This window comes from Neobacillus sp. PVCKKU3, assembly GCF_058323225.1.
In genome coordinates this window covers 143,601-167,040 of the sequence record NZ_JBLVQN010000005.1, presented here as the reverse complement: position 1 = coordinate 167,040, position 23,440 = coordinate 143,601, and the positions used below count along the sequence as shown (strand labels likewise).

Annotated in this window: 26 protein-coding genes and 2 other annotated features; of the genes, 4 read left to right on the top strand and 22 right to left on the bottom strand. The window is 41.5% G+C overall.

What is annotated here, in order from left to right:
- Positions 1-2: 2 nt before the first annotated feature.
- The 3 genes from polX to zapA all read right to left on the bottom strand — a co-directional run bounded on the left by polX (position 3) and on the right by zapA (position 2,609).
- Complete coding sequence (gene polX, locus ACNQGS_RS05525) at positions 3-1,718, bottom strand: DNA polymerase/3'-5' exonuclease PolX (protein WP_491486462.1); 1,716 nt, start codon at positions 1,716-1,718, stop codon at positions 3-5.
- 82 nt (positions 1,719-1,800) lie between these two features.
- Positions 1,801-2,343 (bottom strand): CvpA family protein, encoded by a 543-nt coding sequence (locus ACNQGS_RS05520; protein WP_378584258.1) that lies wholly within the window; start codon positions 2,341-2,343, stop codon positions 1,801-1,803.
- Between the two features lie 5 nt (positions 2,344-2,348).
- Complete coding sequence (gene zapA, locus ACNQGS_RS05515) at positions 2,349-2,609, bottom strand: cell division protein ZapA (protein ID WP_213144651.1); 261 nt, start codon at positions 2,607-2,609, stop codon at positions 2,349-2,351.
- Positions 2,610-2,713: 104 nt separating this feature from the next.
- Between zapA and rnhC the strand changes: the two genes are divergently transcribed.
- Together rnhC and ACNQGS_RS05505 are read left to right on the top strand one after the other, a co-directional pair.
- Positions 2,714-3,682, top strand: coding sequence for a ribonuclease HIII (rnhC, locus tag ACNQGS_RS05510; RefSeq protein ID WP_491486461.1), 969 nt, complete (start codon positions 2,714-2,716; stop codon positions 3,680-3,682).
- A 20-nt stretch (positions 3,683-3,702) separates the two neighbouring features.
- A complete protein-coding gene (locus tag ACNQGS_RS05505; protein ID WP_491486460.1) occupies positions 3,703-3,993 on the top strand; it encodes a 4a-hydroxytetrahydrobiopterin dehydratase in 291 nt (96 codons plus the stop codon).
- Positions 3,994-4,037: 44 nt separating this feature from the next.
- On the opposite strand, the gene pheT is transcribed toward ACNQGS_RS05505, so the two are convergent.
- The 4 genes from pheT to ACNQGS_RS05485 form a co-directional block, all read right to left on the bottom strand.
- A complete protein-coding gene (gene pheT / locus ACNQGS_RS05500; RefSeq protein ID WP_491486459.1) occupies positions 4,038-6,452 on the bottom strand; it encodes a phenylalanine--tRNA ligase subunit beta in 2,415 nt (804 codons plus the stop codon).
- A gap of 12 nt (positions 6,453-6,464) precedes the next feature.
- A complete protein-coding gene (gene pheS, locus ACNQGS_RS05495; RefSeq protein ID WP_423799271.1) occupies positions 6,465-7,502 on the bottom strand; it encodes a phenylalanine--tRNA ligase subunit alpha in 1,038 nt (345 codons plus the stop codon).
- Positions 7,503-7,623: 121 nt separating this feature from the next.
- Positions 7,624-7,764: a hypothetical protein gene (locus tag ACNQGS_RS05490; protein ID WP_491486458.1), complete on the bottom strand. Its 141-nt coding sequence runs from the start codon at positions 7,762-7,764 to the stop codon at positions 7,624-7,626.
- An 84-nt stretch (positions 7,765-7,848) separates the two neighbouring features.
- Complete coding sequence (locus tag ACNQGS_RS05485; protein WP_491486457.1) at positions 7,849-8,604, bottom strand: TrmH family RNA methyltransferase; 756 nt, start codon at positions 8,602-8,604, stop codon at positions 7,849-7,851.
- A 230-nt stretch (positions 8,605-8,834) separates the two neighbouring features.
- Between ACNQGS_RS05485 and sspI the strand changes: the two genes are divergently transcribed.
- Positions 8,835-9,044, top strand: coding sequence for a small acid-soluble spore protein SspI (gene sspI / locus ACNQGS_RS05480; RefSeq protein WP_491486456.1), 210 nt, complete (start codon positions 8,835-8,837; stop codon positions 9,042-9,044).
- A 182-nt stretch (positions 9,045-9,226) separates the two neighbouring features.
- Here the strand turns inward: sspI and ACNQGS_RS05475 are convergent, their stop codons facing one another.
- From ACNQGS_RS05475 to infC, 6 genes are all read right to left on the bottom strand, one after another.
- Positions 9,227-10,312, bottom strand: coding sequence for a M42 family metallopeptidase (locus tag ACNQGS_RS05475; RefSeq protein ID WP_491486455.1), 1,086 nt, complete (start codon positions 10,310-10,312; stop codon positions 9,227-9,229).
- Between the two features lie 65 nt (positions 10,313-10,377).
- Positions 10,378-10,869, bottom strand: a complete 492-nt coding sequence (locus ACNQGS_RS05470; protein ID WP_491486454.1) for a dUTP diphosphatase — start codon at positions 10,867-10,869, stop codon at positions 10,378-10,380.
- A gap of 2 nt (positions 10,870-10,871) precedes the next feature.
- Positions 10,872-11,132, bottom strand: coding sequence for a DUF1294 domain-containing protein (locus ACNQGS_RS05465; protein ID WP_491486453.1), 261 nt, complete (start codon positions 11,130-11,132; stop codon positions 10,872-10,874).
- A 58-nt stretch (positions 11,133-11,190) separates the two neighbouring features.
- Positions 11,191-11,550, bottom strand: a complete 360-nt coding sequence (gene rplT / locus ACNQGS_RS05460) for a 50S ribosomal protein L20 (protein ID WP_213119943.1) — start codon at positions 11,548-11,550, stop codon at positions 11,191-11,193.
- A 38-nt stretch (positions 11,551-11,588) separates the two neighbouring features.
- A complete protein-coding gene (gene rpmI / locus ACNQGS_RS05455) occupies positions 11,589-11,789 on the bottom strand; it encodes a 50S ribosomal protein L35 (protein ID WP_213119942.1) in 201 nt (66 codons plus the stop codon).
- A gap of 16 nt (positions 11,790-11,805) precedes the next feature.
- Positions 11,806-12,309: a translation initiation factor IF-3 gene (gene infC, locus ACNQGS_RS05450; RefSeq protein ID WP_491486452.1), complete on the bottom strand. Its 504-nt coding sequence runs from the start codon at positions 12,307-12,309 to the stop codon at positions 11,806-11,808.
- A gap of 106 nt (positions 12,310-12,415) precedes the next feature.
- Positions 12,416-12,547 (bottom strand) — a sequence feature (ribosomal protein L20 leader region).
- A gap of 208 nt (positions 12,548-12,755) precedes the next feature.
- Between infC and ACNQGS_RS05445 the strand changes: the two genes are divergently transcribed.
- Positions 12,756-13,685, top strand: a complete 930-nt coding sequence (locus ACNQGS_RS05445) for a nuclease-related domain-containing protein (RefSeq protein ID WP_491486451.1) — start codon at positions 12,756-12,758, stop codon at positions 13,683-13,685.
- A gap of 475 nt (positions 13,686-14,160) precedes the next feature.
- On the opposite strand, the gene thrS is transcribed toward ACNQGS_RS05445, so the two are convergent.
- The 9 genes from thrS to ytaF all read right to left on the bottom strand — a co-directional run bounded on the left by thrS (position 14,161) and on the right by ytaF (position 23,398).
- On the bottom strand, positions 14,161-16,092 hold the full coding sequence (gene thrS, locus ACNQGS_RS05440) for a threonine--tRNA ligase (protein ID WP_491486450.1): 1,932 nt from the start codon (positions 16,090-16,092) through the stop codon (positions 14,161-14,163).
- 46 nt (positions 16,093-16,138) lie between these two features.
- Positions 16,139-16,397: a binding site (T-box leader), on the bottom strand.
- An 87-nt stretch (positions 16,398-16,484) separates the two neighbouring features.
- Entirely contained in the window at positions 16,485-17,363 is an 879-nt protein-coding gene (gene ytxC / locus ACNQGS_RS05435; protein ID WP_491486449.1) for a sporulation protein YtxC, read from the bottom strand.
- Positions 17,364-17,479: 116 nt separating this feature from the next.
- The gene (gene dnaI, locus ACNQGS_RS05430; protein WP_213144639.1) at positions 17,480-18,409 is read right to left on the bottom strand and encodes a primosomal protein DnaI; all 930 of its coding nucleotides are present in this window, start codon (positions 18,407-18,409) and stop codon (positions 17,480-17,482) included.
- Between the two features lie 16 nt (positions 18,410-18,425).
- Entirely contained in the window at positions 18,426-19,814 is a 1,389-nt protein-coding gene (locus ACNQGS_RS05425) for a replication initiation and membrane attachment family protein (protein WP_491486448.1), read from the bottom strand.
- A 48-nt stretch (positions 19,815-19,862) separates the two neighbouring features.
- Positions 19,863-20,324, bottom strand: a complete 462-nt coding sequence (gene nrdR, locus ACNQGS_RS05420) for a transcriptional regulator NrdR (protein WP_213144638.1) — start codon at positions 20,322-20,324, stop codon at positions 19,863-19,865.
- A 102-nt stretch (positions 20,325-20,426) separates the two neighbouring features.
- Positions 20,427-20,825: a hypothetical protein gene (locus tag ACNQGS_RS05415; protein ID WP_491486447.1), complete on the bottom strand. Its 399-nt coding sequence runs from the start codon at positions 20,823-20,825 to the stop codon at positions 20,427-20,429.
- Between the two features lie 101 nt (positions 20,826-20,926).
- A complete protein-coding gene (locus ACNQGS_RS05410) occupies positions 20,927-21,958 on the bottom strand; it encodes a glyceraldehyde-3-phosphate dehydrogenase (RefSeq protein ID WP_491486446.1) in 1,032 nt (343 codons plus the stop codon).
- 166 nt (positions 21,959-22,124) lie between these two features.
- On the bottom strand, positions 22,125-22,736 hold the full coding sequence (coaE, locus tag ACNQGS_RS05405) for a dephospho-CoA kinase (RefSeq protein ID WP_491486445.1): 612 nt from the start codon (positions 22,734-22,736) through the stop codon (positions 22,125-22,127).
- Between the two features lie 26 nt (positions 22,737-22,762).
- Positions 22,763-23,398 carry a sporulation membrane protein YtaF gene (ytaF, locus tag ACNQGS_RS05400; protein WP_423799283.1) on the bottom strand — a complete coding sequence of 212 codons (636 nt, stop codon included), beginning with the start codon at positions 23,396-23,398 and terminating at the stop codon, positions 22,763-22,765.
- Positions 23,399-23,440: the final 42 nt, after the last annotated feature.

Here is a 23,440-nt window from a genome sequence, read left to right as displayed (position 1 = left end):
TTTTATCTATTATGCAGAAAATTAAGCAAGTCCTTTTTATCTAAGGCATTAATTACAGTTGATTTTTTAATCCAGCCTTTTTTAGCCGCGGACACACCGATTTCCATATGCTTTAATGTATCCAATTGATGGGCGTCGGTGTTAATTAATATTTTTACGCCAGCCTCCTGGGCTTTCCGTAAATGCTCTGCGGCAAGGTCTAGGCGATTTGGATTTGCGTTCAACTCTAATGCTGTGTTCGTTTCTTTTGCCAATTGGATCAGTAAGTCCATATCGACTTCATAGCCCTCCCTGCGGCCAATTTTGCGGCCGGTCGGATGGGCGATTAAATCGACATGGGCATTTTGCAGCGCGTTCTTTAGGCGCTCCATAATTTTTTCCTTTGGCTGTGAAAAAGCTGAATGGATGGAGGCAATTACAAAATCCATTTCCTCTAGCAGGTCATCCTCGTAATCCAGACTGCCGTCCGGTAAAATGTCCATTTCCACACCAGATAAAATCAAAAAGTCATCATATTTTTCATTTAGCTTCTTAATTTCTTCTTTTTGCTGCAGCAGTCTTTCCCGGGTTAATCCGTTTGCCACCTTCAAATACTGAGAATGGTCGGTAATGGCCATGTATTGATAGCCCCTGGCCCGGCAGGCCTCCACCATTTGTTCAATAGTATGGGCCCCATCACTCCAGGTCGAATGCATGTGCAGGTCGCCTTTGATGTCTTCAAGTTCGATTAATTCCTCATCAGCTTTGAATGTATCTACTTCTCGGCCATCCTCTCTCACTTCAGGAGGGATAAATGGAAGGTCGAAATGCTTGAAAAATTCCTCTTCGGAAGAGAAGGTGAGGATTTCCCCTGTTTCCACGTTTTCAACGCCGTATTCACTTATTTTTTCGCCGCGTTCCTTAGCTAATTGTCTCATCCGAACGTTATGGTCCTTTGAACCGGTAAAATGGTGCAGCGTTGTAATAAATTCCTCCGGCTTCACCAAGCGGAAATCAACGGATATATCATAATCAAATTCCAAGGTAACTGATACCTTTGTATCCCCCGCGCCAATCACTTCTTTAATATTCGGCAATTTTAACAGCTGTTCACGGATAGTTTCTGGCTGATCAGTAGCAATGATAAAATCCAGATCCTTAATAGTTTCCCGCATCCTCCGCAGGCTTCCGGCCCTTGAGAACCGGTCAATATTGGTGAATTTCCCCAGGTTCACTTCAATCCACTCCGCAATCGGAAGCATGTAAGCGAGGGGCAGCCGCTCTGGTCTTGTCCCTACGTTCGAGATTGCACTTAAGATTTTTTCCTCCGTCTTCTTTCCAAAACCCGCCAGCCCCTGTACTCGGCCGGCTTCACATGCTTCTTTTAAGCTTGATACATCGATAATTCCTAATTCCTGATAAAGCTTGGAGATTTTTTTACCACCAAGACCTGGGATTTGCAGAAGCGGAATCAAACCTGGCGGAACCTGTTCCTTTAGCTCCTTTAAAACGGTGGAGGAACCATCCTTTATGTATTCTTCGATAACAGCAGCCGTCCCTTTGCCGATACCGGATAGTGCTGTAAAGTCATCTATTTCTAATAAACTTCGTTCGTCCGTCTCCAAAGCATTTGCAGCCTTGCGGAAGGCCGAAATTTTAAATGGGTTCTCACCCTTTAATTCCATATAAATCGCGATTGTTTCCAATAAACGAATGACTTCTTTTTTATTCACTTCCATAAACTCCACCTGCCTTTAATTAACACATTTTCATTTTAACCTTTTTTCCAACAATAGAAAAACTTCTCTGCATTAGAGAAGTTCACGCAGCTTTATATTCGATCCACCAGTCCTTAATCTGCTGAGAAAGAACAGGGGTGTAATTCACAATCGCCTTTGCCATGAAGGAGCCGTCTAGCATATTTTGGAAAATCTCAATTGGTAATAAGGCGCCAATATATAATACAATAAAGATAATTAAATAGACTTCCAAAAATCCTAAAATTCCACCGGCCCATACGTTCAACAGTCTTAGTACCGGTAAATGGGCGATAAAATCAAACATGGACCCGATAATTTGCATAATCACCTTTACAGCAAAAAAGATAATAACAAAAGCAATCGCCCGATAAAAGGCGGTCTCCATGTTTGCGGCATCAGTGATAATTTTTAATGCCGTATCCTCGCCAAGGTTTGGGTAAGGAATCCAAAGGGTCAGTTTTGGTGCAAGATCGTCGTAGTAAATATAGGCGGCGATGTAGGCAATTATGAACCCTGTTAAATGTACAAGCTGCAGGATAAAGCCTCTTTTCAGGCCGACAAAAAAACCAATAATTAAAAATAAAATAATGACTAAATCTAACATTGTTTTTATTCCTTTTCTTTTTGAAGTTCTATCGTCAGTCGTTCCATCTCTTCTTTTATTTTGATATAATCATTGACTGCGTTAACTGCTGTTAAAACTGCAAGTTTATTTACCTCGAGTCCTGGATTCTTAGAACTAATTTCGCGCATTTTAGCGTTGACCAACGATGCTACATAGCGAATATGACTCGGACTTTCCGTGCCTAAGATCACGTATTGTTGCCCGTAAATTTCTACGGTAATTCTATTTTTCTGAGTATTCGACAATGTTAATGCCCCTTTCAGGAATCCTACAGTATATCATAACATGAAAAGATTAAAGTCGAAAAGTTGTAATAATGAATATATTCAATAGAAATGTGGTGCTTTTAATGGCAAATGTTGTTTTGGTATGTAATATGAATACAATTTTAAAGATGAAAGACTTTTACAGCAAGCATTTAACGGATAAGGTTCCGCCCGGAAGCGTGTTTGCCGCGAAAACTCCCGGTTGTGCCATTACCGCTTATAAATCGGGAAAGGTTTTGTTTCAGGGGAATGATTATGAGAAGGAAGCGGGAAGATGGGGCGGGGCCGCTTCAGGAGCCGGACCAGCCAAGAAGGCAGCCGGCAATGGAAAAATGACGTCTTCCTCTTCCAAGGCAGGGGCGGGGCTTCCGGCCGGATTTAGTGAATGGTCTGTCATTGGTTCGGATGAAGTAGGCACGGGGGACTTCTTTGGCCCGATTACGGTTGTCGCTGCCTATGTCAGGAAAAAGGATATTCCTTTGTTAAAAGAATTGGGCGTCAGAGATTCAAAGGATTTAAACGATGACAAAATAATTGAAATCGCAAAGGTGATCAAGGATATTGTTCCCTTTAGCCTCATGACATTAAAAAATGAAAAGTATAATCAGGTTCAGGCGGCAGGAATGACTCAAGGGAAAATGAAGGCTTTACTTCATAATCAAGCGATATTAAAAGTATTAGAGAAGATTGGTCCGGAAAAGCCTGATGCAATTTTGATTGACCAATTTGTGCAGGCGGCTACTTATTTTCAGCACCTAAAGGGACAAAAAGCTATCGCTAGGGAAAATGTTTATTTCAGCACGAAGGCCGAGGGCATCCATTTGGCGGTTGCTGCAGCCAGTATTCTGGCTCGTTATGCATTTATCCAATATATCGATAAACTTAGCGAGGCGGCCGGTTTCCGAGTACCGAAGGGGGCCGGTGCCCAGGTCGATGAAGCCGCAGCCAAGTTGATTTTGAAAAAAGGGCAAGATGCGCTGCCATCGTTTGTAAAGATGCATTTTGCTAATACTGAAAAAGCAGTGGCCTTAGTTAATAAGAAGAGAAAATGATAATTAAGGGAGGGATTCACTTGAAGAGATTAGGTGAAGAAGAAATTGCTGCTGAGCTTAATAGTTTAACCGGCTGGAAACTGGACGGAAAGTTCATTGTAAAAAAGTACCGCTTTCAGGAATTTTTAAAAGGGATTGCATTCGTTAATGACATCGCCCAATTATCGGAAGAAAAAAATCACCATCCATTCATAACGATTGACTATAAAATGGTCACTTTAAAAATAACCTCCTGGCATGCTGGAGGTTTAACCGACCTAGATATCTCCCTTGCAAAACAATATGACACCCTCTACGGGAAACACAAATAAACGCAAAAAGAGTATCCACGCCAATGGATACTCTTTTTTAATACTTATCCCCTTAAAACCGCACCTGCTTGCTCTTTTAATGCCTCAAGCACGCGCGCGTGAACCTTTGTTACCTCTTCATCTGTCAAAGTACGTTCCGGATCCACATATTTCAATGAGAACGCAATCGACTTCTTACCTTCCTCCATCTTATCGCCCTCATATAAATCAAAGACATAAGCTTCTTTCAAAAGAGGTGAACCAGCTTTAACGATAATATCCTTCAACGTGCCTGACACCGTTTCTCGGTTTACCACAAGAGCAATGTCTCTTGTGATGGATGGGTAGCGCGGAATAGACTGATATTGCAGTGCTTCCGTTTCTACACCAAGAACTGCTTTTAATGATAATTCAAATACATAGGTATCCTTTAAATCGAAGTCTTTTTGGACGCTTGGATGTAGCTGGCCGGCAAAACCAATTTTCGAGCTGTCTAACCGGATTTCAGCGGTGCGCCCTGGGTGCATGCCTTCTACTTGTGCTTGAACATATGAGACACGCTCTGTCAGACCTAGCTTTGCGAATAATCCTTCCAAAATACCTTTTAAAACGAAGAAATCAACAGGTTTCTTTTCGCCCTGCCAAGAATGATTGTTCCAAAGACCGGTAATCGCTCCAGCTAAATGCTCTTTTTCTTCAGGAAGTACTTCCACACCGTTGGCTAAAAAGACATTTCCGGTTTCGTATACTGCTAGGCTGTCATTTTGACGAGCACTGTTGTATTTCAATACTTCCAGCAGCTGTGGCAGGATGCTTAGGCGAAGTATACTGCGGTCTTCGCTCATTGGCATCGCTAGGCGAATGAAATCCCGCTTTTCCATAGCAAACTGAGATACTTTTTCTTCACTTGTTAAAGAATAAGTTACGGCCTGGTACAGACCGGCTCCTTCTAAATAAGCACGGACGACACGGCGTTTCTTTTGGTATTCAGATAGCTTTCCTGGTGTTGTGGAACCAATCGGCAAGGTTTTCGGGATGTTGTCATAGCCGAATAGGCGGGCAACCTCTTCGAGTAAATCCTCTTCGATTTTGATATCGCCGCGGCGTGTTGGTGCCGTTACAGTAACCGTGTCCCCTTCAACAGAAACCCCAAATTGAAGGCGGTCGAAGATGGCTTCCACATCCTTCATTTCAAGACCGGTTCCCAGTACGCGGTTGATTTTTTCAAGAGTAACTGAAACCACTGCCGGCTCAACAGTTAATGTATCAACCTCTGCAGCGCCTTCTAACACTTCACCGCCAGCGTACTTAGCCATTAAGTAGGCTGCACGTTCACCAGCAACACGTACACGGTTCGGGTCTACCCCTTTTTCAAACCGGGCGCTAGCTTCACTGCGCAGGCCGTGATCTTTAGAAGCTTTTCTTACTGTTGCTCCGTTAAAATAAGCTGCTTCCAATAACACAGTAGTCGTATCAGAAGTGACCTCAGAATTGGCACCGCCCATTACACCAGCAAGCGCAACAGGTTCTGTTCCGTTCGTGATCACTAAATGGTCAGCCGTTAATGTGCGCTCTACATCATCAAGCGTCACAAATTTCTCGCCATCGTTCGCACGGCGGACAAGGATTTCTTTTGAACCCAAACGGTCGTAGTCAAACGCATGAAGCGGCTGGCCATATTCGAGAAGAATGTAGTTTGTGATATCAACCACGTTATTGTGCGGACGGATTCCCGCTGACATTAAGCGGGTTTGCATCCAAAGTGGCGACGGCCCGATTTTCACATTTTTAATCATTTTCGCAACGTATAGCGGATTATCCTCAGTCGCCTCGACAACAACCTTTACATAATCCGTTGCCTTTTCACTAAGCGGCTCTAGGCTTGTTTCCGGAAGCGTAACCTCTCTGCCAAGAATCGCTGCCACTTCATAAGCAACACCTAACATGCTTAAGCAATCAGCACGGTTTGGCGTTAACCCAAGTTCAAGAACTTCGTCGTCGCGATTCAACAAGGCAAGTGCATCTGTCCCGACCTCTGCATCTGCTGGAAAAACAAAGATTCCTTCTGCGTATTCTTTAGGAACAATTTTTCCTTCCATGCCAAGCTCTTGTAAAGAACAAATCATACCGTTTGATTCTTCGCCGCGAAGCTTTGCTTTCTTAATTTTAAAATTGCCTGGAAGAACGGCACCAACTTTTGCAACGGCTACCTTCTGACCCTGGGCGACATTCGGCGCACCGCAGATAATCTGAACCGGCTCACCCTCGCCAATATCAACCTGACACTTGCTTAATTTATCGGCATTTGGATGCTGCACACGTTCTACTACATGACCAACCACAACACCCTTAATGCCTTCATTTAGGATTTCAACGCCTTCTACTTCAATCCCGCTTTTAGTAATTTTTTCAGCTAATTCATTTGCCGATACTCCAGTTAAGTCTACGTAATCCTGGAGCCATTTATATGAAACGAACATAATGTCAACCTCCTATTCTTCTACCGAAAATTGCTTTAAGAAACGAACATCATTTGTATAGAAATGACGGATATCATCAACACCGTATTTCAGCATCGCAATCCGCTCAGGTCCCATTCCAAAAGCAAATCCAGTGTATTTCTTTGAATCATAGCCAGCCATCTCAAGTACGTTTGGATGAACCATTCCTGCGCCAAGGATTTCAATCCAGCCTGTCTGCTTACAAACATTACAGCCGTGGCCGCCGCATACTTTACAGGATATATCCATCTCAACGGAAGGTTCTGTGAATGGGAAAAAGCTTGGGCGAAGACGGATTTCACGGTCTTGGCCGAACATCTTTTTCGCAAATACATCCAATGTTCCCTTAAGGTCACTCATGCGGATATTTTCGCCTACCACTAAGCCCTCAATCTGCATGAACTGATGTGAGTGCGTCGCATCATCATTATCGCGGCGGTATACTTTACCAGGGCAGATGATTTTGATCGGACCTTTACCGTTGTTCTTTTCCATCGTCCGGGCCTGAACCGGTGATGTATGGGTGCGAAGCAAGATTTCTTCTGTAATGTAGAAGGAATCCTGCATGTCGCGGGCTGGGTGGCCTTTCGGCAGGTTCAACGCTTCGAAGTTATAATAATCCTGCTCTACCTCAGGTCCTTCTGCTATTTCATAGCCCATTCCGATAAACAAGTCTTCGATTTCCTCGATGATTTTTGTTAATGGATGATGGTTCCCAACCTTAACAGGACGCCCTGGAAGGGTAACGTCAATGCTTTCAGAAGCCAATTTTTCTAAGACAGCTGCTTCTTCCAGCTGATTTTGCTTAGCTTCGATTTTAGCAGCGATAGCTTCACGTACTTCATTAGCGAGAGCTCCAATCACCGGACGCTCTTCCGCCGATAATTTACCCATGCCACGCAATACCTCGGTAATCGGACCTTTTTTTCCTAAATATGCAACACGGATGTCATTCAAGTCTTTTAAGCTTGAAGACTGTTCCACTTTCTGAATTGCTTCAGCTTGCAATTCTTTTAAACGCTCTTGCATTGTGTTTCCTCCTTTATTTATTATGTAAAAAATAAAAAACCCCGCCCCCAAAAAAGGGACGAGGTATTAGATCGCGGTACCACCCTTGTAAACACTTATGTATACACATATTGTGTTCGCTTCATTCGGATAACGGCATGTGCCGATGCATCTTTACATCTCCAATGGAAATGGTCCCGATGCCGACTCGGGAGGTGAACTTCTCCTGCCCTGTCCATAAAAGTGCTTTCAGTCGCGGCACTTTCTCCCTAAAAATGGTCATTTGACAAGATACTCTTCTCCGTCATTGTCTTTTAAATATCAACATTGTTCATTATTATATACTAATTTTTTGAGTGTTTCAAATTTATTTTTTCAAGTAATATAAAAGAATTCCTGCCGCAACCGCGACATTCAGCGATTCGCTTTTGCCGTAAATCGGAATATAAAGGTTGGCGGTTGTTTGGGACAGAAGTTCTTTATCCATGCCGCTCCCTTCGTTGCCGACAATCAGGGCGAAAGCTTCACCGGTTGAAATTTCAGTATATGCAGAGGCTCCCTCAAGTGCTGTTCCATAGACAGGTATATTCTTTTCTTTCAGTTTTGTCGTCCATTCTTGAAGGTCGCCTCTTATGATTGGAAGGTGAAAGTGACTTCCTTGAGCGGAACGAAGAACCTTTCCGTTAAAGACATCGACGCTGCCTTTGCCTACAATTACCGCATCAATTCCCGCCGCATCGGCTGTCCGAATCATCGTGCCGAGATTTCCCGGATCTTGAACAGCATCGATCAGGAGGTACGTTTTTGCATTTTTCAAGTCTGTTTTTTGATTGGTTTGCCGGCAGACAGCATAAATCCCCTGGGGCGTCTCCGTTTCCGATAAGGAATCGGCGATTTCCTCCGTCACCATGTAAATAGGTGTCTGACCAGCATCGAGGCGAGGCGGCACACCTATTTTTTCAGAAATAATGATTTCTAAAATCTGTTCATCCTGTTTGAGTGCTTCTTCCACTAAATGAAAGCCTTCCACTAAAAATGTATCTGAGCGGTCCCGCTCTTTTTTCGTTAAAAGCTTTTTCCATTGCTTAACCTGCGGATTTTGTTGCGATTGTATATATTTCAATTTTGTTTCCCCTTTAAAAAATTACTCTGATTTTAACATTATAGCCCAATTAAAATACATATTAAAACCAAAATTAGAAATGATAATAAATGAAAACTAGCTGATTGGCGAGTCCGTTAGGACGAAGACAGAAGCGTAGTTGAATTTATGCGTTAGGGAATTATAAATTTGGGGAATTTATAATTCCCTATTAGCTAAAGAATTTAACCATAAAGAAGGAGTGGCCCATTATGAATTTCAATTTGCGAAATGCTGTAATTCACAATGTTTCCAATAATACGCAAGACCAATTAGAGGATACCATTGTCGATGCGATTCAAAGCGGGGAAGAGAAAATGCTGCCAGGTTTAGGCGTGTTATTTGAAGTTATTTGGCAGAATGCAACTGAACAAGAGAAGAAAGAGATGCTTAGCACGCTTGAAAGCGGGTTAAAGCATTAAAAATTGGTTTAGAAGCCGCTGGCCCGATGGGTTGGCGGCTGTTTTATGCTCGCTATTGGCGAATTTCAGGTTTCTATTGGCGAATCTTCGCATTCTATTGGCGAATTTCCCCATCCTATTGGCGAATTGGCAAAACACTAAGAATCCCCGGCACAAACACAGCAGCCGGGGACCCCAAAACCTTATTCAAACGTAATCTTATCAACAGCCTCGCGATCCAAACGCTTTATGACCTCTACAATCAGCTTAACAGCATTTTCATAGTCATCACGATGAAGCATTGCAGCATGTGAATGAATATAACGAGTCGCAATCGTAATTGCCAGTGCAGGTACACCATTATGCGTTAAATGGATGGAGCCCGCATCTGTTCCACCGCCTGGGATGGATTCAAACTGGTAAGGGATGTTGAGTTCATCCGCAGTATCCGTTACAAAATCACGCAGTCCCTTGTGCGCTACCATCGACGCATCATAGACAACCACTTGCGGCCCTTTGCCCATTTTGCTCATCGCTTCTTTTTCGCTAATTCCAGGTGTATCGCCGGCAATACCTACATCAACAGCAAAGCCGATATCAGGCTGGATTTTATAAGTAGCTGTCTTGGCACCGCGTAAGCCAACCTCTTCTTGAACATTTCCGACGCCGTAAACAACATTCGGATGATCAACACCTTGCAATTGCTTTAAAACATCAATCGCAATCGCACAGCCGATGCGGTTATCCCAAGCTTTCGCAAGAAGCATCTTTTCATTGTTCATTACGGTGAATTCAAAATATGGCACGACCATATCTCCAGGACGCACGCCCCACTCAGATGCTTCCTCCCGGCTTGATGCACCGATATCAATAAACATATCTTTGATTTCAATTGGCTTCTTGCGGGCTTCCGCTGATAAAACATGCGGCGGCTTAGAGCCGATAATCCCTGTTACATTGCCCTTTCTTGTTACAATGGTCACTCGCTGGGCAAGCATCACCTGGCCCCACCAGCCACCGACCGTTTGAAAGCGCAGGAAGCCTTTGTCATCAATCGCCGTCACCATAAAGCCAACTTCGTCCAAGTGGCCGGCTACCATGATTTTAGGGCCGCCCTCCTTGCCGACTTTCTTTGCAATTAAACTGCCTAATCCGTCAGTCGAGATTTCATCTGCATATGGTGCTATGTATTTTTTCATGACTTCGCGGACTTCACGCTCATTGCCTGGAATTCCGTTGGCATCGGTTAAATCCTTCAGCATGGTCAATGTTTCATCCATTTTTGCCATTATTTAGCCCCCTTTTATATGTACGATCATTTTCATTATAACGAAACTATTTGACAATTAACAAATTAATAGTTGTTTTGCTGTCTTTGATAATTTACTTCGTTTTTTGAAAAATATGCCTGTTCCATTTCTTCATAAGATATCCCCAACAGGACTGCAAGCTGCAAATATGCTTCGAATAATCGCAGGTAATCCTTAAAGCTTTTTGTTTTTTGAAAAATGGTGACCCCTTCATAAACACGTAAGAACTGTTCTGTCACGTTGCACTCAGGCTGTGTTGCCTTTAATTCCATTTCCTTTTGATCAAATCCGCACTCAATCCCCAGCGATAAAATAAAATGAACCCCATCAACGAACTCCTCAAGAATCACATTTTTTGGGGATGAAGGCTTAACGCTCCAAAATTTAAAGCAGCGGGTTTCGTTAGCGAGCTCACCAAGCTCAACTAATAAAGCAAGAATTTTTCGGCTGAATAAATCCTCGTCCTGAAGCTGATGCTTTTCCTCAATATGCGAATCTAATGCCTTTTGCATTTGAAACAACTTCACAAGGTTCATTATTAGAACACTCCCTTTATAAAAAGTATTACATCGATGATTGCCAGAATCGGAAAGCCAATCTTGAACTGCAGATGCTTTGTTTTATGCCGGAAAAAGTACATCCCAACCGTAGCGCCAACAGCACCGCCAAATAACGCTGCAAGCCATAACGTTCTTTCCCGAATCCGGTATTGATGTTTCTTCGCTCTGTTTTTATCAACGCCCATTAAGCTAAACGCAACTATGTTTATAGCCATAATAGCTGCCCATAATCCTACCATAAACAATCTCCTCTACAGAAAAGGCCATCCTCATCATAGAGAATGGCCATATGTTTAATTATTTATTTAGTTGAGCTTTAGCAGCGTTTGCTAATTCAGCAAATGCGTTTGCATCGCTGATTGCTAATTCAGCAAGCATTTTGCGGTTTACTTCGATACCAGCAAGCTTTAAGCCATGCATTAAACGGCTGTAAGAAAGACCGTTGATGCGAGCTGCTGCGTTGATACGAGTAATCCAAAGTTTGCGGAAGTCGCGCTTCTTTTGGCGACGGTCGCGGAATGCATACATTAAAGATTTCATAACCTGTTGGTTAGCAACTTTATATAATGTATGTTTTGAACCAAAATAACCTTTAGCTAATTTAAGAACTTTTTTACGACGTTTGCGAGTAACTGTACCGCCTTTTACACGTGGCATGTAATTTCCCTCCTAGATTAAATCAATGCTTATATCGATTACTTTACGTTTGTTAATAATTGACGAATGCGTTTGAAATCACCTTTAGATACAAGTGAAGACTTGCGAAGCTTACGCTTAGCTTTTGTAGATTTGTTTGCGAATAAGTGGCTTGTATAAGCGTGGTCACGCTTTAATTGACCAGATCCAGTTTTCTTGAAACGCTTAGCAGCGCCGCGGTGAGTTTTCATTTTTGGCATTGGGATGTCCTCCTTATTACTTTTCGATTTTAGGTGCTAAAACCAAGAACATGCTACGGCCATCCATTTTTGGATGAGACTCAATCGTAGCTACTTCCTTACACTCTGTTGCAAAACGGTCTAATACTTTCTGACCGATTTCTTTATGGGTAATTGCCCGGCCCTTGAAACGGATGGAGGCCTTTACCTTGTCGCCTTTTTCCAAGAACTTAATAGCATTGCGAAGCTTTGTATTAAAGTCGTGCTCATCAATTGTTGGACTTAAACGAACTTCTTTTGTCGTGATAATCTTTTGGTTCTTTCGAGCTTCTTTTTCTTTCTTTTGATTCTCGAATTTAAATTTGCCGTAGTCCATAATCCGGGCTACCGGAGGCTTAGCGTTTGGTGCTACAAGCACTAAATCTAAATTCACTCGTCCGGCAATCTCCAGCGCTTCAATTTTGGATTTAATTCCTAACTGCTCGCCATTTTGATCAATCAAGCGAACTTCACGAGCGCGAATCCCATCATTTACTAACATGTCTTTGCTAATAATTAGCCACCTCCAAGGTTTAATCAAGAATACAACGTTTGGAAAAACATACTCCCCACCAAGATTTTTTTATGTTTGGCAGTCCATGAGAAGTACAAATAAAAAAGTGTGGATGTACACACCCACACTTTACGAACAAAGTTAAAATAACTAAAAGTCCTCGTAAAACCTGCCAACTGCCAAACTGCGTCAATCAGGTGAGAAGCGGGTGCTTCTTCTTTCCCTAGAAACAAGTATTCAATTTATACCTTAGATACTATATCACAAGCAAAGAACTTTTGTCAAATGAACTCCTTTTGTGACAACGAAATTTATTTTAGCAGGAAAGCGGAAATTATTCAACATATTTTTATTAAAGGTAAAAGTTAACAAAATATTCATCCCTAGGAGAATCATTTTTTATTAAAATAAATTTTGAGAAAGGATGTGGCTAAATGGCGTATAAACCGCGAACCGAGTCTGAAGAATTACTCATTTTAGGAGTGTTAAATGCCCGGATGACTTTATCAGATGATGACAAGAAGCATTATCTACGACTAAAAAAGGGATATGAAGGAGAAATAATGTTCGATAAGCTGACGGAGCAGCTCAGATGCGAAAGCATTATTTTAAACGATTTATTGTTTACGGTAAACAATCAAACTTTTCAAATTGACTCATTGATTATTGTGCCTAGACAGATTTATTTGTATGAAGTAAAAAATTATGAAGATAATTATTTTTACGAGTTAGGACCAGAATCCGAACCAGAATCAGATAGATTATTTAAGCTGCCCAAGACTGAATATACTAACCCGCTTTACCAGTTAATTCGGAGTGAATCTCTGCTCCGCCAATTGCTCCAAAGCCTAGGAGTAAATCTGCCGATTGAAGCCAAAGTAATTTTCATCAATCCCAAGTTCACACTATACCAAGCTCCCCTCACTAAGCCCTTTATTTTTCCAACACAGGTATCCAGTTATTTAGAAAAATTGGACAAGTCGCCATTAAAGCTAAATGACTCTCACAAGAGGCTTGCTGATAAACTCGTTTCTCTCCATATTAAGAAATCGCCTTATACACAATTGCCTCCTTATCGGTATGATCAACTAAGAAAAGGACATACCTGTAAAATCTGCAACTCGTTTTCGATTTCTGTTGAAGGGAAAAATTGTATTTGCTTGGATTGCGGACATGAAGAGTTGGTGACAGACGCTGTTTTGCAATGTGTGAGGGAAATTAAGCTGCTTTTTCCTTGGATGAAAATAACGACTAATGTTGTTTATGAATGGTGCGGGGTGGTTGAATCTAAAAAGAGAGTTAGAAGAATTTTGAATAAGCACTTTAAAGCAATTGGGATTAGTTCAAATACTTTTTACGAGTAAGTCCGGGACGATTTTGTCCGAAGGTTACTCGGGTTCGGACACTTCTATCTCATTTTCAACCGATTTTGTCCAAAGGTTACTCGGGTTCGGACACTTCCATCTCTTTTTCAACCGGTTTTGTCCCAAGGTTACTCAGGTTCGGACACTTCCATCACCTTTTCAACCGGTTTTGTCCCAAGGTTACTCAGGTTCGGACACTTCTATCTCATTTTCAACCGATTTTGTCCAAAGGTTACTCGGGTTCGGACACTTCCATCTCTTTTTCAACCGGTTTTGTCCGAAGGTTACTCAGGTTCGGACACTTCCATCACCTTTTCAACCGGTTTTGTCCGAAGGTTACTCGGGTTCGGACACTTCTATCTCATTTTCAACCGGTTTTGTCCCAAGGTTACTCAGGTTCGGACACTTCCGCCCCTATTTCAAGCAGTTTTGTCCTTAAAAAACAAAAAGAGGGAGATTGCTCTCCCTCTCAATATTATTTCTCCACTTCCGCCTTCAACCCAGCTAAGAACTCCTCAAACGCCTTAGTCTCCGACTTCTGCTCGCCATACTTACGAACGTTAACGGCGTTTTCCTCGACTTCCTTATCACCGACAACCAGCATATAAGGAATTTTTTGCATTTGCGCTTCACGGATCTTATAGCCGATTTTTTCATCACGGCCATCCAATTCAACGCGGAAGCCTGCAGCCTTAAGCTGTTCCTGTACCTTGCGGGCATAATCAAAATGTGCTTCTGGCGAAACAGGAATCACTTGAACCTGTACAGGCGCCAGCCAAGTTGGGAATGCGCCCTTGTATTCTTCAATCAAGTAAGCAACAAATCGTTCCATAGTAGAAACTACGCCACGGTGGATAACAACTGGACGGTGTTGCTTGCCGTCTTCACCTACATAAGTTAAATCAAAACGTTCAGGCAGCAAGAAATCCAATTGCACAGTCGACAAAGTTTCGTCCTTGCCTAAAGCAGTTCTGACTTGAACATCCAATTTAGGACCGTAGAACGCCGCTTCTCCCTCTGCTTCGAAATAATCAAGGCCAAGGTCATCCATCGCTTCTTTTAACATGCTTTGTGCTTTTTCCCACATCACATCGTCATCGAAGTACTTTTCCTTATCTTGAGGATCACGATACGATAATCGGAATGAATATTCCTTAATATCGAAATCTTTATAGACCTCTAGAATCAGACGAACAACGCGCTGGAATTCTTCCTTAATTTGATCCGGACGAACAAAGATATGCGCATCATTCAAAGTCATTCCACGAACGCGCTGCAGGCCGGATAAGGCGCCAGACATTTCGTAGCGGTGCATTGTGCCTAGCTCAGCAATCCTGATTGGTAGCTCGCGGTAGCTGTGCATCGCATTTTTGTACACCATCATATGGTGTGGGCAGTTCATCGGACGGAGCACTAATTGCTCATTGTCCATTTCCATTACCGGGAACATATCTTCATGGTAATGATCCCAGTGGCCGGAAGTTTTATATAACTCCACGTTTGCCATAATCGGTGTATAAACATGGTCATAGCCTAGGCTGACCTCTTTGTCCACGATATAGCGCTCAACGATACGACGGATTGTTGCACCCTTTGGCAGCCAAAGCGGCAACCCTTGCCCTACCTTTTGAGAATTAGTAAATAAGTTAAGCTCCTTACCAAGCTTGCGATGGTCACGCTCTTTTGCTTCTTCAAGCAAACGAAGATGTTCAGCCAACTCTTCCTTTTTGAAAAAGGCAGTGCCGTATACGCGCTGAAGCATTTTGTTATTGCTGTCGCCGCGCCAGTAGGCACCCGCAATGCTTAACAGCTTAAATTCTTTAATTTTTCCAGTTGATGGAACATGGATACCGCGGCATAGGTCAAAGAAATCCCCCTGCTCATAGATCGTTACTTGTTCCTCATCAGGAATGGCTTCAATCAACTCAAGCTTATACTCATCGTCAATTTCTTTAAAAAGCTGAACCGCTTCGGAACGGCTGACTTCCTTGCGAACAACTTCAATGTTCTCGCTAACGATTTTCGCCATTTCCTTTTCGATTTTAGGAAGATCTTCAGGTGTTAAAGATTCCTCTAAATCCATATCGTAATAAAATCCGCCTTCAATAACAGGGCCGACACCAAGCTTGGCTCCCGGGTACAAACGCTTAACAGCCTGTGCCATTAAGTGGGCAGTACTGTGGCGCAATACCTCAAGGGCATCCTTAGATTCTGGTGTCACGATTTCTATTGAACAGTCTTCTTGAATTGGACGGCGAAGATCATACATTTGACCGTTTAGTTTGCCGGCAATAGCCTTTTTCTTCAGACCAGGGCTGATGGATGCCGCAATATCTTCTGTTGTCGTTCCTTTTGGGAACTCCTTTACTGCCCCATCAGGAAATGCAATTTTTACAACATCTGACATCATCAATTCCTCCTTATAAAATAAAAATAAAAAACCCGTCCCTAGGAATAGGGACGAGTTTTGATTAACACGTGGTTCCACCCAATTTTTCATTTTCAGAATCTCCAACAGGGCATACTGAAAATGACTTTAGGTCAGGGTAACGGCTGATTGCCGTCAACAATTACTGGCTTCATGAAAAATGAAGTGTTCACTGGTGAAGTTTAAAGGTGGTAAGTATTTCTATCGTGTTAGGAGGCTTCCAGCCATGTCCTCCCTCTCTAAAAACCGTAAAAAAATACTGTTATCCTTATCATTACATTTACTATGATATAAGCTATGTACGTTATTATAATGATTTAGTTTTAAAAAATCAACTTCATAAGACAAATTATTTCAACAATTTGTATCTTTTATCCATGGTTTTCGGAAGAAGCTGCTTTTCCTACCCAATTTTTCACTTCCCGGAGCGCCTCGAATTGCCTGACCTTCACTCTTTCCTCAAAAATATTCTTAATCGTTCTGACAAGCGGGGCCTCCGGATCATTTGTATAAAGAAATATAGATGTTGGCGCTAGTGATAATAGCGGGGCAATCGAGGCCGAATCGACGTATACTGGATGATTCACCAACAGTTTTCTGTCAATTAAACGAATCAATTCGCTTCGTTTCATTTCTTCAAAATGTTCATTGTAAAAGGTGATTTCATCATCAAATAATAGATGCAGCACTTCAATTTTCGGTTCCCGATTTGCCAAAAAATCTCTCAGCATATTCACAAACATTTGGTATTCCTGCTCCATTTTATATTCATCAATCGAAAGCTCCACATAGCTTTCAAGAAGCTGGAGATACGAGCGCAATCTAAATTTCGCAAAGGAATCAAACGAGAACGAAATATTTTCCTGAAAAACATGATGAATGGCTTCCTTAATATTAGGCTCCTCATTATTTTCCTGTAAAAAAGAAGACAGTTCAAAGCGATGTCCTTCTAAAATGGAATAAAGAATCTCCAAAATTTGCTGCCGTTCCTCCAGGTCTTCGTAAAAAAATTGTTGCTCCAAAATATCCATAAACCAGTCATCGCGTTTGATACATGTAATAAACTCATAAAAAGCGTCTTTAACCTTGGCAAATAAATGGTCAGAACAAGAGCCATCCATTATTTTCACTATATGTCGATCTTCAAAAAGAAGAATATTTTCATAATCAAGAAGATTATTTAATACTTTTTGCAAATGATTATAAAAACGGATTGCATCCATCTTATTTTGGAAGATGATTTCTGCCAACCAAATCCCCCCTAAAAACCGAATCTCTGTTTTAATATATATGGGGGACTTGGCCAAAATAGAAGTTTTAAAAGTGTAAAAAAGGACTCCGGCGAATACCGGAATCCCTTGTAACATTAATTTCTGCGGTTGGAACCGCCCACCATTACGGGTTCGCTCAAGGAACGAATTCGCTCCATTATGCGGCGGGCCTTCATTTTTTCCTCTTCGCCGCGTTGGCTGTAGGTTAAATGGTGCTCGAGCCCTTGAAAATCAAAATTAGAAGTAAAAAAAGTCGGCAGACTCTCAAGCATGCGAAATTGCAGGATTGGTCCAAGAACTTCATCGCGGGTCCAGCTGGACATCGCTTCAGCACCAATATCATCAAGCATTAAAATCGGCTCTTTTTTTAACGCATCAATTTTTTCGTTTAAAGTTGAATCGGCGATGGAGCTTTTCATCTCCCGCAGCAACTCCGGAACATAGACAACCATCGAAGAAATCTGCTTTTTGGCAAGTTTATTGGCAATGGCACCTAATAAATAGGATTTTCCAACGCCAAACTTCCCGTAGAAATAAAGTCCCTTCACCGGCTTGCCCTGCTCATATTTCAGTAAAAAAGCGGCAGCTTTCTGAACGGCATCGATCCGTTCCTCATCATGTTCAAGTTCCTCGAACGAAGCATTCAGGATATCCTTTGGCACATGTAAACTTTTAATGAGTTTCTCATTTTTCCGCTTCTCATCTTCCATAATTTTTCGCGGACAGCGGTCGTACCGCAAATCGATGGAACTCCTCGTTAAAATTAATTCAGGATGATACCCCTTCATCATGTTGGTACATGCCTCAAGACTTTCACACTTGTGACAGTACCTGCTTTGCTGCGTATATTCATAAAGCTTCATCAGGCTCTTCTCAATAATCTCCTCCGTGAGGTCCTGCTGATGCTTCCTTAAAAAATCCCTGACATCAGGATTGGCCAATGTGTCCTCACGCATTTGCGCAAATCGTTTTTGAAAATTCTCATGTGAGGCTAACCGTTTTAGAGTTTTGTTGATCTTTTCCATAATTCACCTCCAGCATCTAGTCATCAAATGCCTTAAGCATTTCTTCTATTTCACGTTTTTTTGCTTCTAAATCTTTGGTCGTTTCCTTGTGAGGCTCAGCCTTTTTGGATGGATCTTCGTCAAACCATTCTGGAAGAAACTCCGTCCGGATTGGCTTTTGCTTTGATGTTTTTCCGGTAGCCTGTTTATTTTTGGCCGTTTTTTGGGATTCCTTCTTGGCTTGCTCCATCGCTTCTTTGACCGTCTTTATTTGCAGCCTTGCCCAGTTGCTGGCAATTGTCCCGGTGTACCCCTTTGTCAGCTTCATATCGGTCTTTAGCATCACAAAATGCATCAGCACATTTAAAACACCCGGAAGAAGCTTTTGATTGAACATGATCTCCTCAATCAGCTCAATTTCCGATTTTGATGGTTCTGCCCCTCCCGACAGGTCTTTTAAAAACTGCAAAGGGGACGTTGTTTCCAAATAATGAATGAGCTTCTCTTCCTTTGTTTTTGGCTCTTCCGTTTGAACCCGATGGGCAGCCGGCTGGGTACGTTCGATGAGTGTCGGCAGCTGGTCATAGTTCACAAATTGATACCAATCACGCGCAGCTTTTCGCAACTCTTCCAAATCAATTTCATTTGCTTCATTAACAGCACTGAGAATAATATTTTTCATTTGAATAGCATCGATGTTATAAAGAAATGCGAGTTTACTAATAACCTCTTTTACCTTATGGTTTAAAGCTTTGTTCGGGACAAGCGATTCATTTAAACCGGCGATAAGCAGATCAAAATCAAACGTACCGATATCAATTTGCACACCACTTGAATCGTGACGCCCTATAAAGTGCTGGTCTGTATCGGCAGCAAGATCCTCAGAGTTATCCTGCATATATTGGATAGTACCGGGTGTTGCTGACATAAATACTTCCTGAAACGCCTTAGTGGTTTCCTGATATCCTGTACCTTTCGGGATTTGCTGTTCCGAGAAAAAGCGTTTTAAACGGGAAAAGTGACTTTTTCCAATTTTACGATAAAGATAAATGTTAAGCATACCATCCAAAAAAAACTGGTCCGGGCTTAACGGGGGGTGGAGTTCATAAATAAAGGAACGAACCTCATCCTCCGTTTTAACATAAGTCTTCACCAAGCCGATTCCTTCAAGTTTTAGGCGTGCTTCATAGATTTCATTTAGATTCCGACCTAGTAGATTCATTAATAAGTGGTGTGTGGAAGATTCCGACCATAATCGATTTTCTTCCAGTTCAGCCCAGAGTGTCATAAACAAGCTAAAGCAAGTTGACCCAATTAAAGGCTGGTATAAAAACGTCAGCACTTTTCGGTCATACTCATGCAGCAGTCCATTAGCGGTAACAATATAACGATCGATTGGAAGTATTTCCTGCCAATGCTGCGCCATTTTCATTCAAACCTTTCCTATTAGCTAAAAAAGAGCCGAAACAGCTCTTTATAATTTCTCTTTGTTCATTAATTCTTTTAATTCTTCGATAAAAACATTAATATCTTTAAATTGGCGGTAAACTGATGCAAAGCGGACATATGCAACCTCATCTACTTTTGAGAGCCTGTCCATCACCATTTCGCCAATCTCATCACTTTTAATTTCGGAAACACCCTGACTTCGAAGAGCTTTCTCTACACCATGTGTAATGTCCTCTAATTCCTTTAAAGCAACAGGGCGCTTTTCACATGCCTTAATAAGCCCGCGCAGGATTTTATCGCGGCTGAATTCTTCCCTCGTTCCTTCCTTTTTGACGACAATTAAAGGAATCTCTTCGATTTTCTCAAATGTAGTAAAACGGTACCCGCATTCTTCGCATTCTCGTCTTCTTCGTGTTGCACGTCCCTCATCCACAGGCCGGGAATCAAGTACGCGTGTGCCATAATTCTGACATGAAGGGCATTTCATCTCCTAAACCAACTCCAAATCTAATAGGTAAATCCGAACATTTTCCGCAGCAATTCTTACTATTATCTTATAAAAAAGAACACCTTTTCACAAGTAAAAGTATTAATAGTTTTTTCCTGTTCCAATATTGGTATGTATTTGGCTAATTCGCTTATAGTAGGCGACAATACGTTTTTTTAATTCCGGATAGGTCCCAAGCATTGCGAACTTTTCGGATGAAATAGTGAAATCCACAGCTGTTTCCATCGGTTTAACAGAGACAATTGTGGCAATAAGAAAACATGGAAAGGGCTTCTGGATATCAACAGCAATTTCGCCGTGCTCCTTAGAAACCGTTGTAACTTGGCAATCAGCATCTTCTTTAAAAATTTGTTCTACTGAATCGAAAACCTGATTAAATGTCCCTTTATAATAATGAGTTTTTAAAGAATCATCAGTTTGTTTATCTGTTGTTTCAATTTGTCTTTTAAAACGGGTAAAGAGCCCCAATAAAATCGCCATTAGCGTTCCTCCTTGTAAACCTTTGTTTCTAGTGTATATCAATATCCGGAAAATATAAAAAGAGGTGCCTGTAAAGCAACCTCTTTTTAATCTTATCTTATTTAGCTAACCTTTACCTGCGACATTTTAGCCATTTCTTCGGCGACAAGTAAACTTAAGTCGACTACACGTGTAGAATAGCCCCACTCATTATCATACCAAGCCAATACTTTTACTTTTCTTGTCCCCATTACCATCGTGGAAAGTCCATCGATAATGGCGGAATGTTCATTCGTATTAAAATCCACTGAAACTAATGGTTCCATCGTAAAGTCTAAAATTCCTTTTAACGGACCTCCGGCAGCTTCTCTAAACGCCTTGTTAACATCATCCACCGTTACATCTTGCTTAAGGTCTACAACTAAATCAACAAGGGAAACATTTGGCGTTGGAACGCGCAGTGACATACCATGTAATTTGCCCTTCAATTGCGGCAAAACAAGGGATAATGCTTTTGCTGCTCCTGTTGTAGTCGGAATGATAGATTGTCCGCACGCACGAGCCCGTCGTAAATCCTTGTGTGGATTATCGATATTTTTTTGATCATTTGTGTAAGCATGGACAGTGGTCATTAATCCGCATTCAATTCCAAATTTATCATCTAAAACCTTTGCAACTGGTGCAAGGCAGTTTGTTGTACAAGATGCATTAGAAATCACTTCATGGTGTTCAATATCGAGCATTTCTTCATTTACACCCATAACAATCGTAACGTCTTCATTCTTACCCGGTGCAGTAAGGATTACCTTCTTTGCTCCCGCTTCTAAATGCAGCGCAGCCTTTTCCCTAGAGTTAAACTTTCCAGTTGCTTCAATGACAATATCAATTCCCAATTCTCTCCATGGAAGTTCTTCTGGATTACGATTACTTAAAAGCTTGATTCTTTTTCCATTTACAAGCAGTTCATTATCTAAAGGGATAACTTCTCCCTGGAATGTTCCGTGATTGGTATCATATTTAATTAAATGTGCTAACGTTTCAGCAGGATAGCTGGCGTTGATTGCGACAACATCTAGCTTTTTCTCAAGGATTGCTTGTCTAAAAACCATCCTTCCAATTCTTCCAAACCCGTTAATGGCAATTCTTGCTCTCATTTTACGGCCCCTTCCGCATTAATGTTATACTTTTATCTCCATCTGATGGTATTAGTATAACACATTTAGTTTTATTTGTGATGAATAAAAAGCGTATTTTTTAAAAGTTTTATAATTCAGATAACTTCACATAAAAAAAGAAGGGGTGAATGCCCCCTTCCATAGGTTATTGATATGTTTTTTGAATTCCCCATCCGGCTAATATTTCAATGAGCTGCTTTTTTGTTTCTTCTATTGATCCATTATTATCAATCACGGCATCGGCCAGTTTTACTTTTTCAGCAAGCGGCATTTGCGAATTGACCCTGGCCTGTGCATCCGCTTCTGATAGTTGGTTTCTCTGCATCAGCCGATTCAACTGCGTTTCTCTGTCTACATAAACAAGGATAGTTTTTTCAACCATGAAGGTCAGCTTGCTTTCAAATAACAAAGGAATATCAAGAATAATTACTTCTTCTTGATTCTCCGAAGCCTTTTGAATCTTCTCCATCATTCTTTTTCTAACTTCGGGATGAACAATTTGATTCAAAAGCTGCCTTTTTTCTTCTTGGTAAAAAATAATTGCGCCGAGTTTTTGTCTGTCTATTTCCCCATTTTCTAATAAGATATCCTGACCAAATTCGGCAATGATTTTCAAGTAGGCAGGTTCTCCTTTGTCTACCGCCAGACGCGCTTCGACATCTGCATCAACAACTGTTATATTCATTTCTTTTAACATATTAGATACTGTGCTTTTTCCACTGGCGATTCCGCCTGTTAAACCGATAACAAGTGACATACTCCTGCCCTTTCCCTTTCCTATTGTTATATCTTCCATATTCCTATGATGATTAATAAGATTCCCGGTATAAACGTAAACTTTTGAACCCAGTCAAAACGGTAAAAAAAGGACCCGAATTTAATTCCCAATAACACAAATAATGAACTCATAACCGCAACAGTCAATGCTAAATAAATGGGAGGGAATCCAAGCATCGCTGCTCCAATTCCTGCACCAAAGGCATCCAGTGAGAGAGCGAAGCCTAACATTAATGCCTCTATCCCGGTAATCGTCCCGGATTTGTCAAAATCCGCCGACATCGGTTTTCTTAAAATATTGATTGCCAGCCCCAATGAACGAATTTCAAAGTTTACAATTGTTTTTTCATGTTCAATCGGTTCTTTTTCTTTCTCAGGGCGGAAAAACTGGTATAACACCCATGCTCCTAGCCCGATTAAAATAAATCCCCCAAGTCTTGCTGTAATACTCGGTGATAATACTTTTTCAAGTCCATGTCCAATTGATACCGCAATCATCAATGAGATGGCTGAGCAGCATGCAATGATGAGAATGGACTTAAACGGCATAACCATTTTTCTTAATCCATACGTAAACCCTACGCTAAAGCTGTCAAGACTGAGAGCAAGAGCGAGTATGAGAAGTGAGAACAACTGAACCATGATGTGTCTAGGACTCCTTCCTGCAAAATACTACGATAGTAT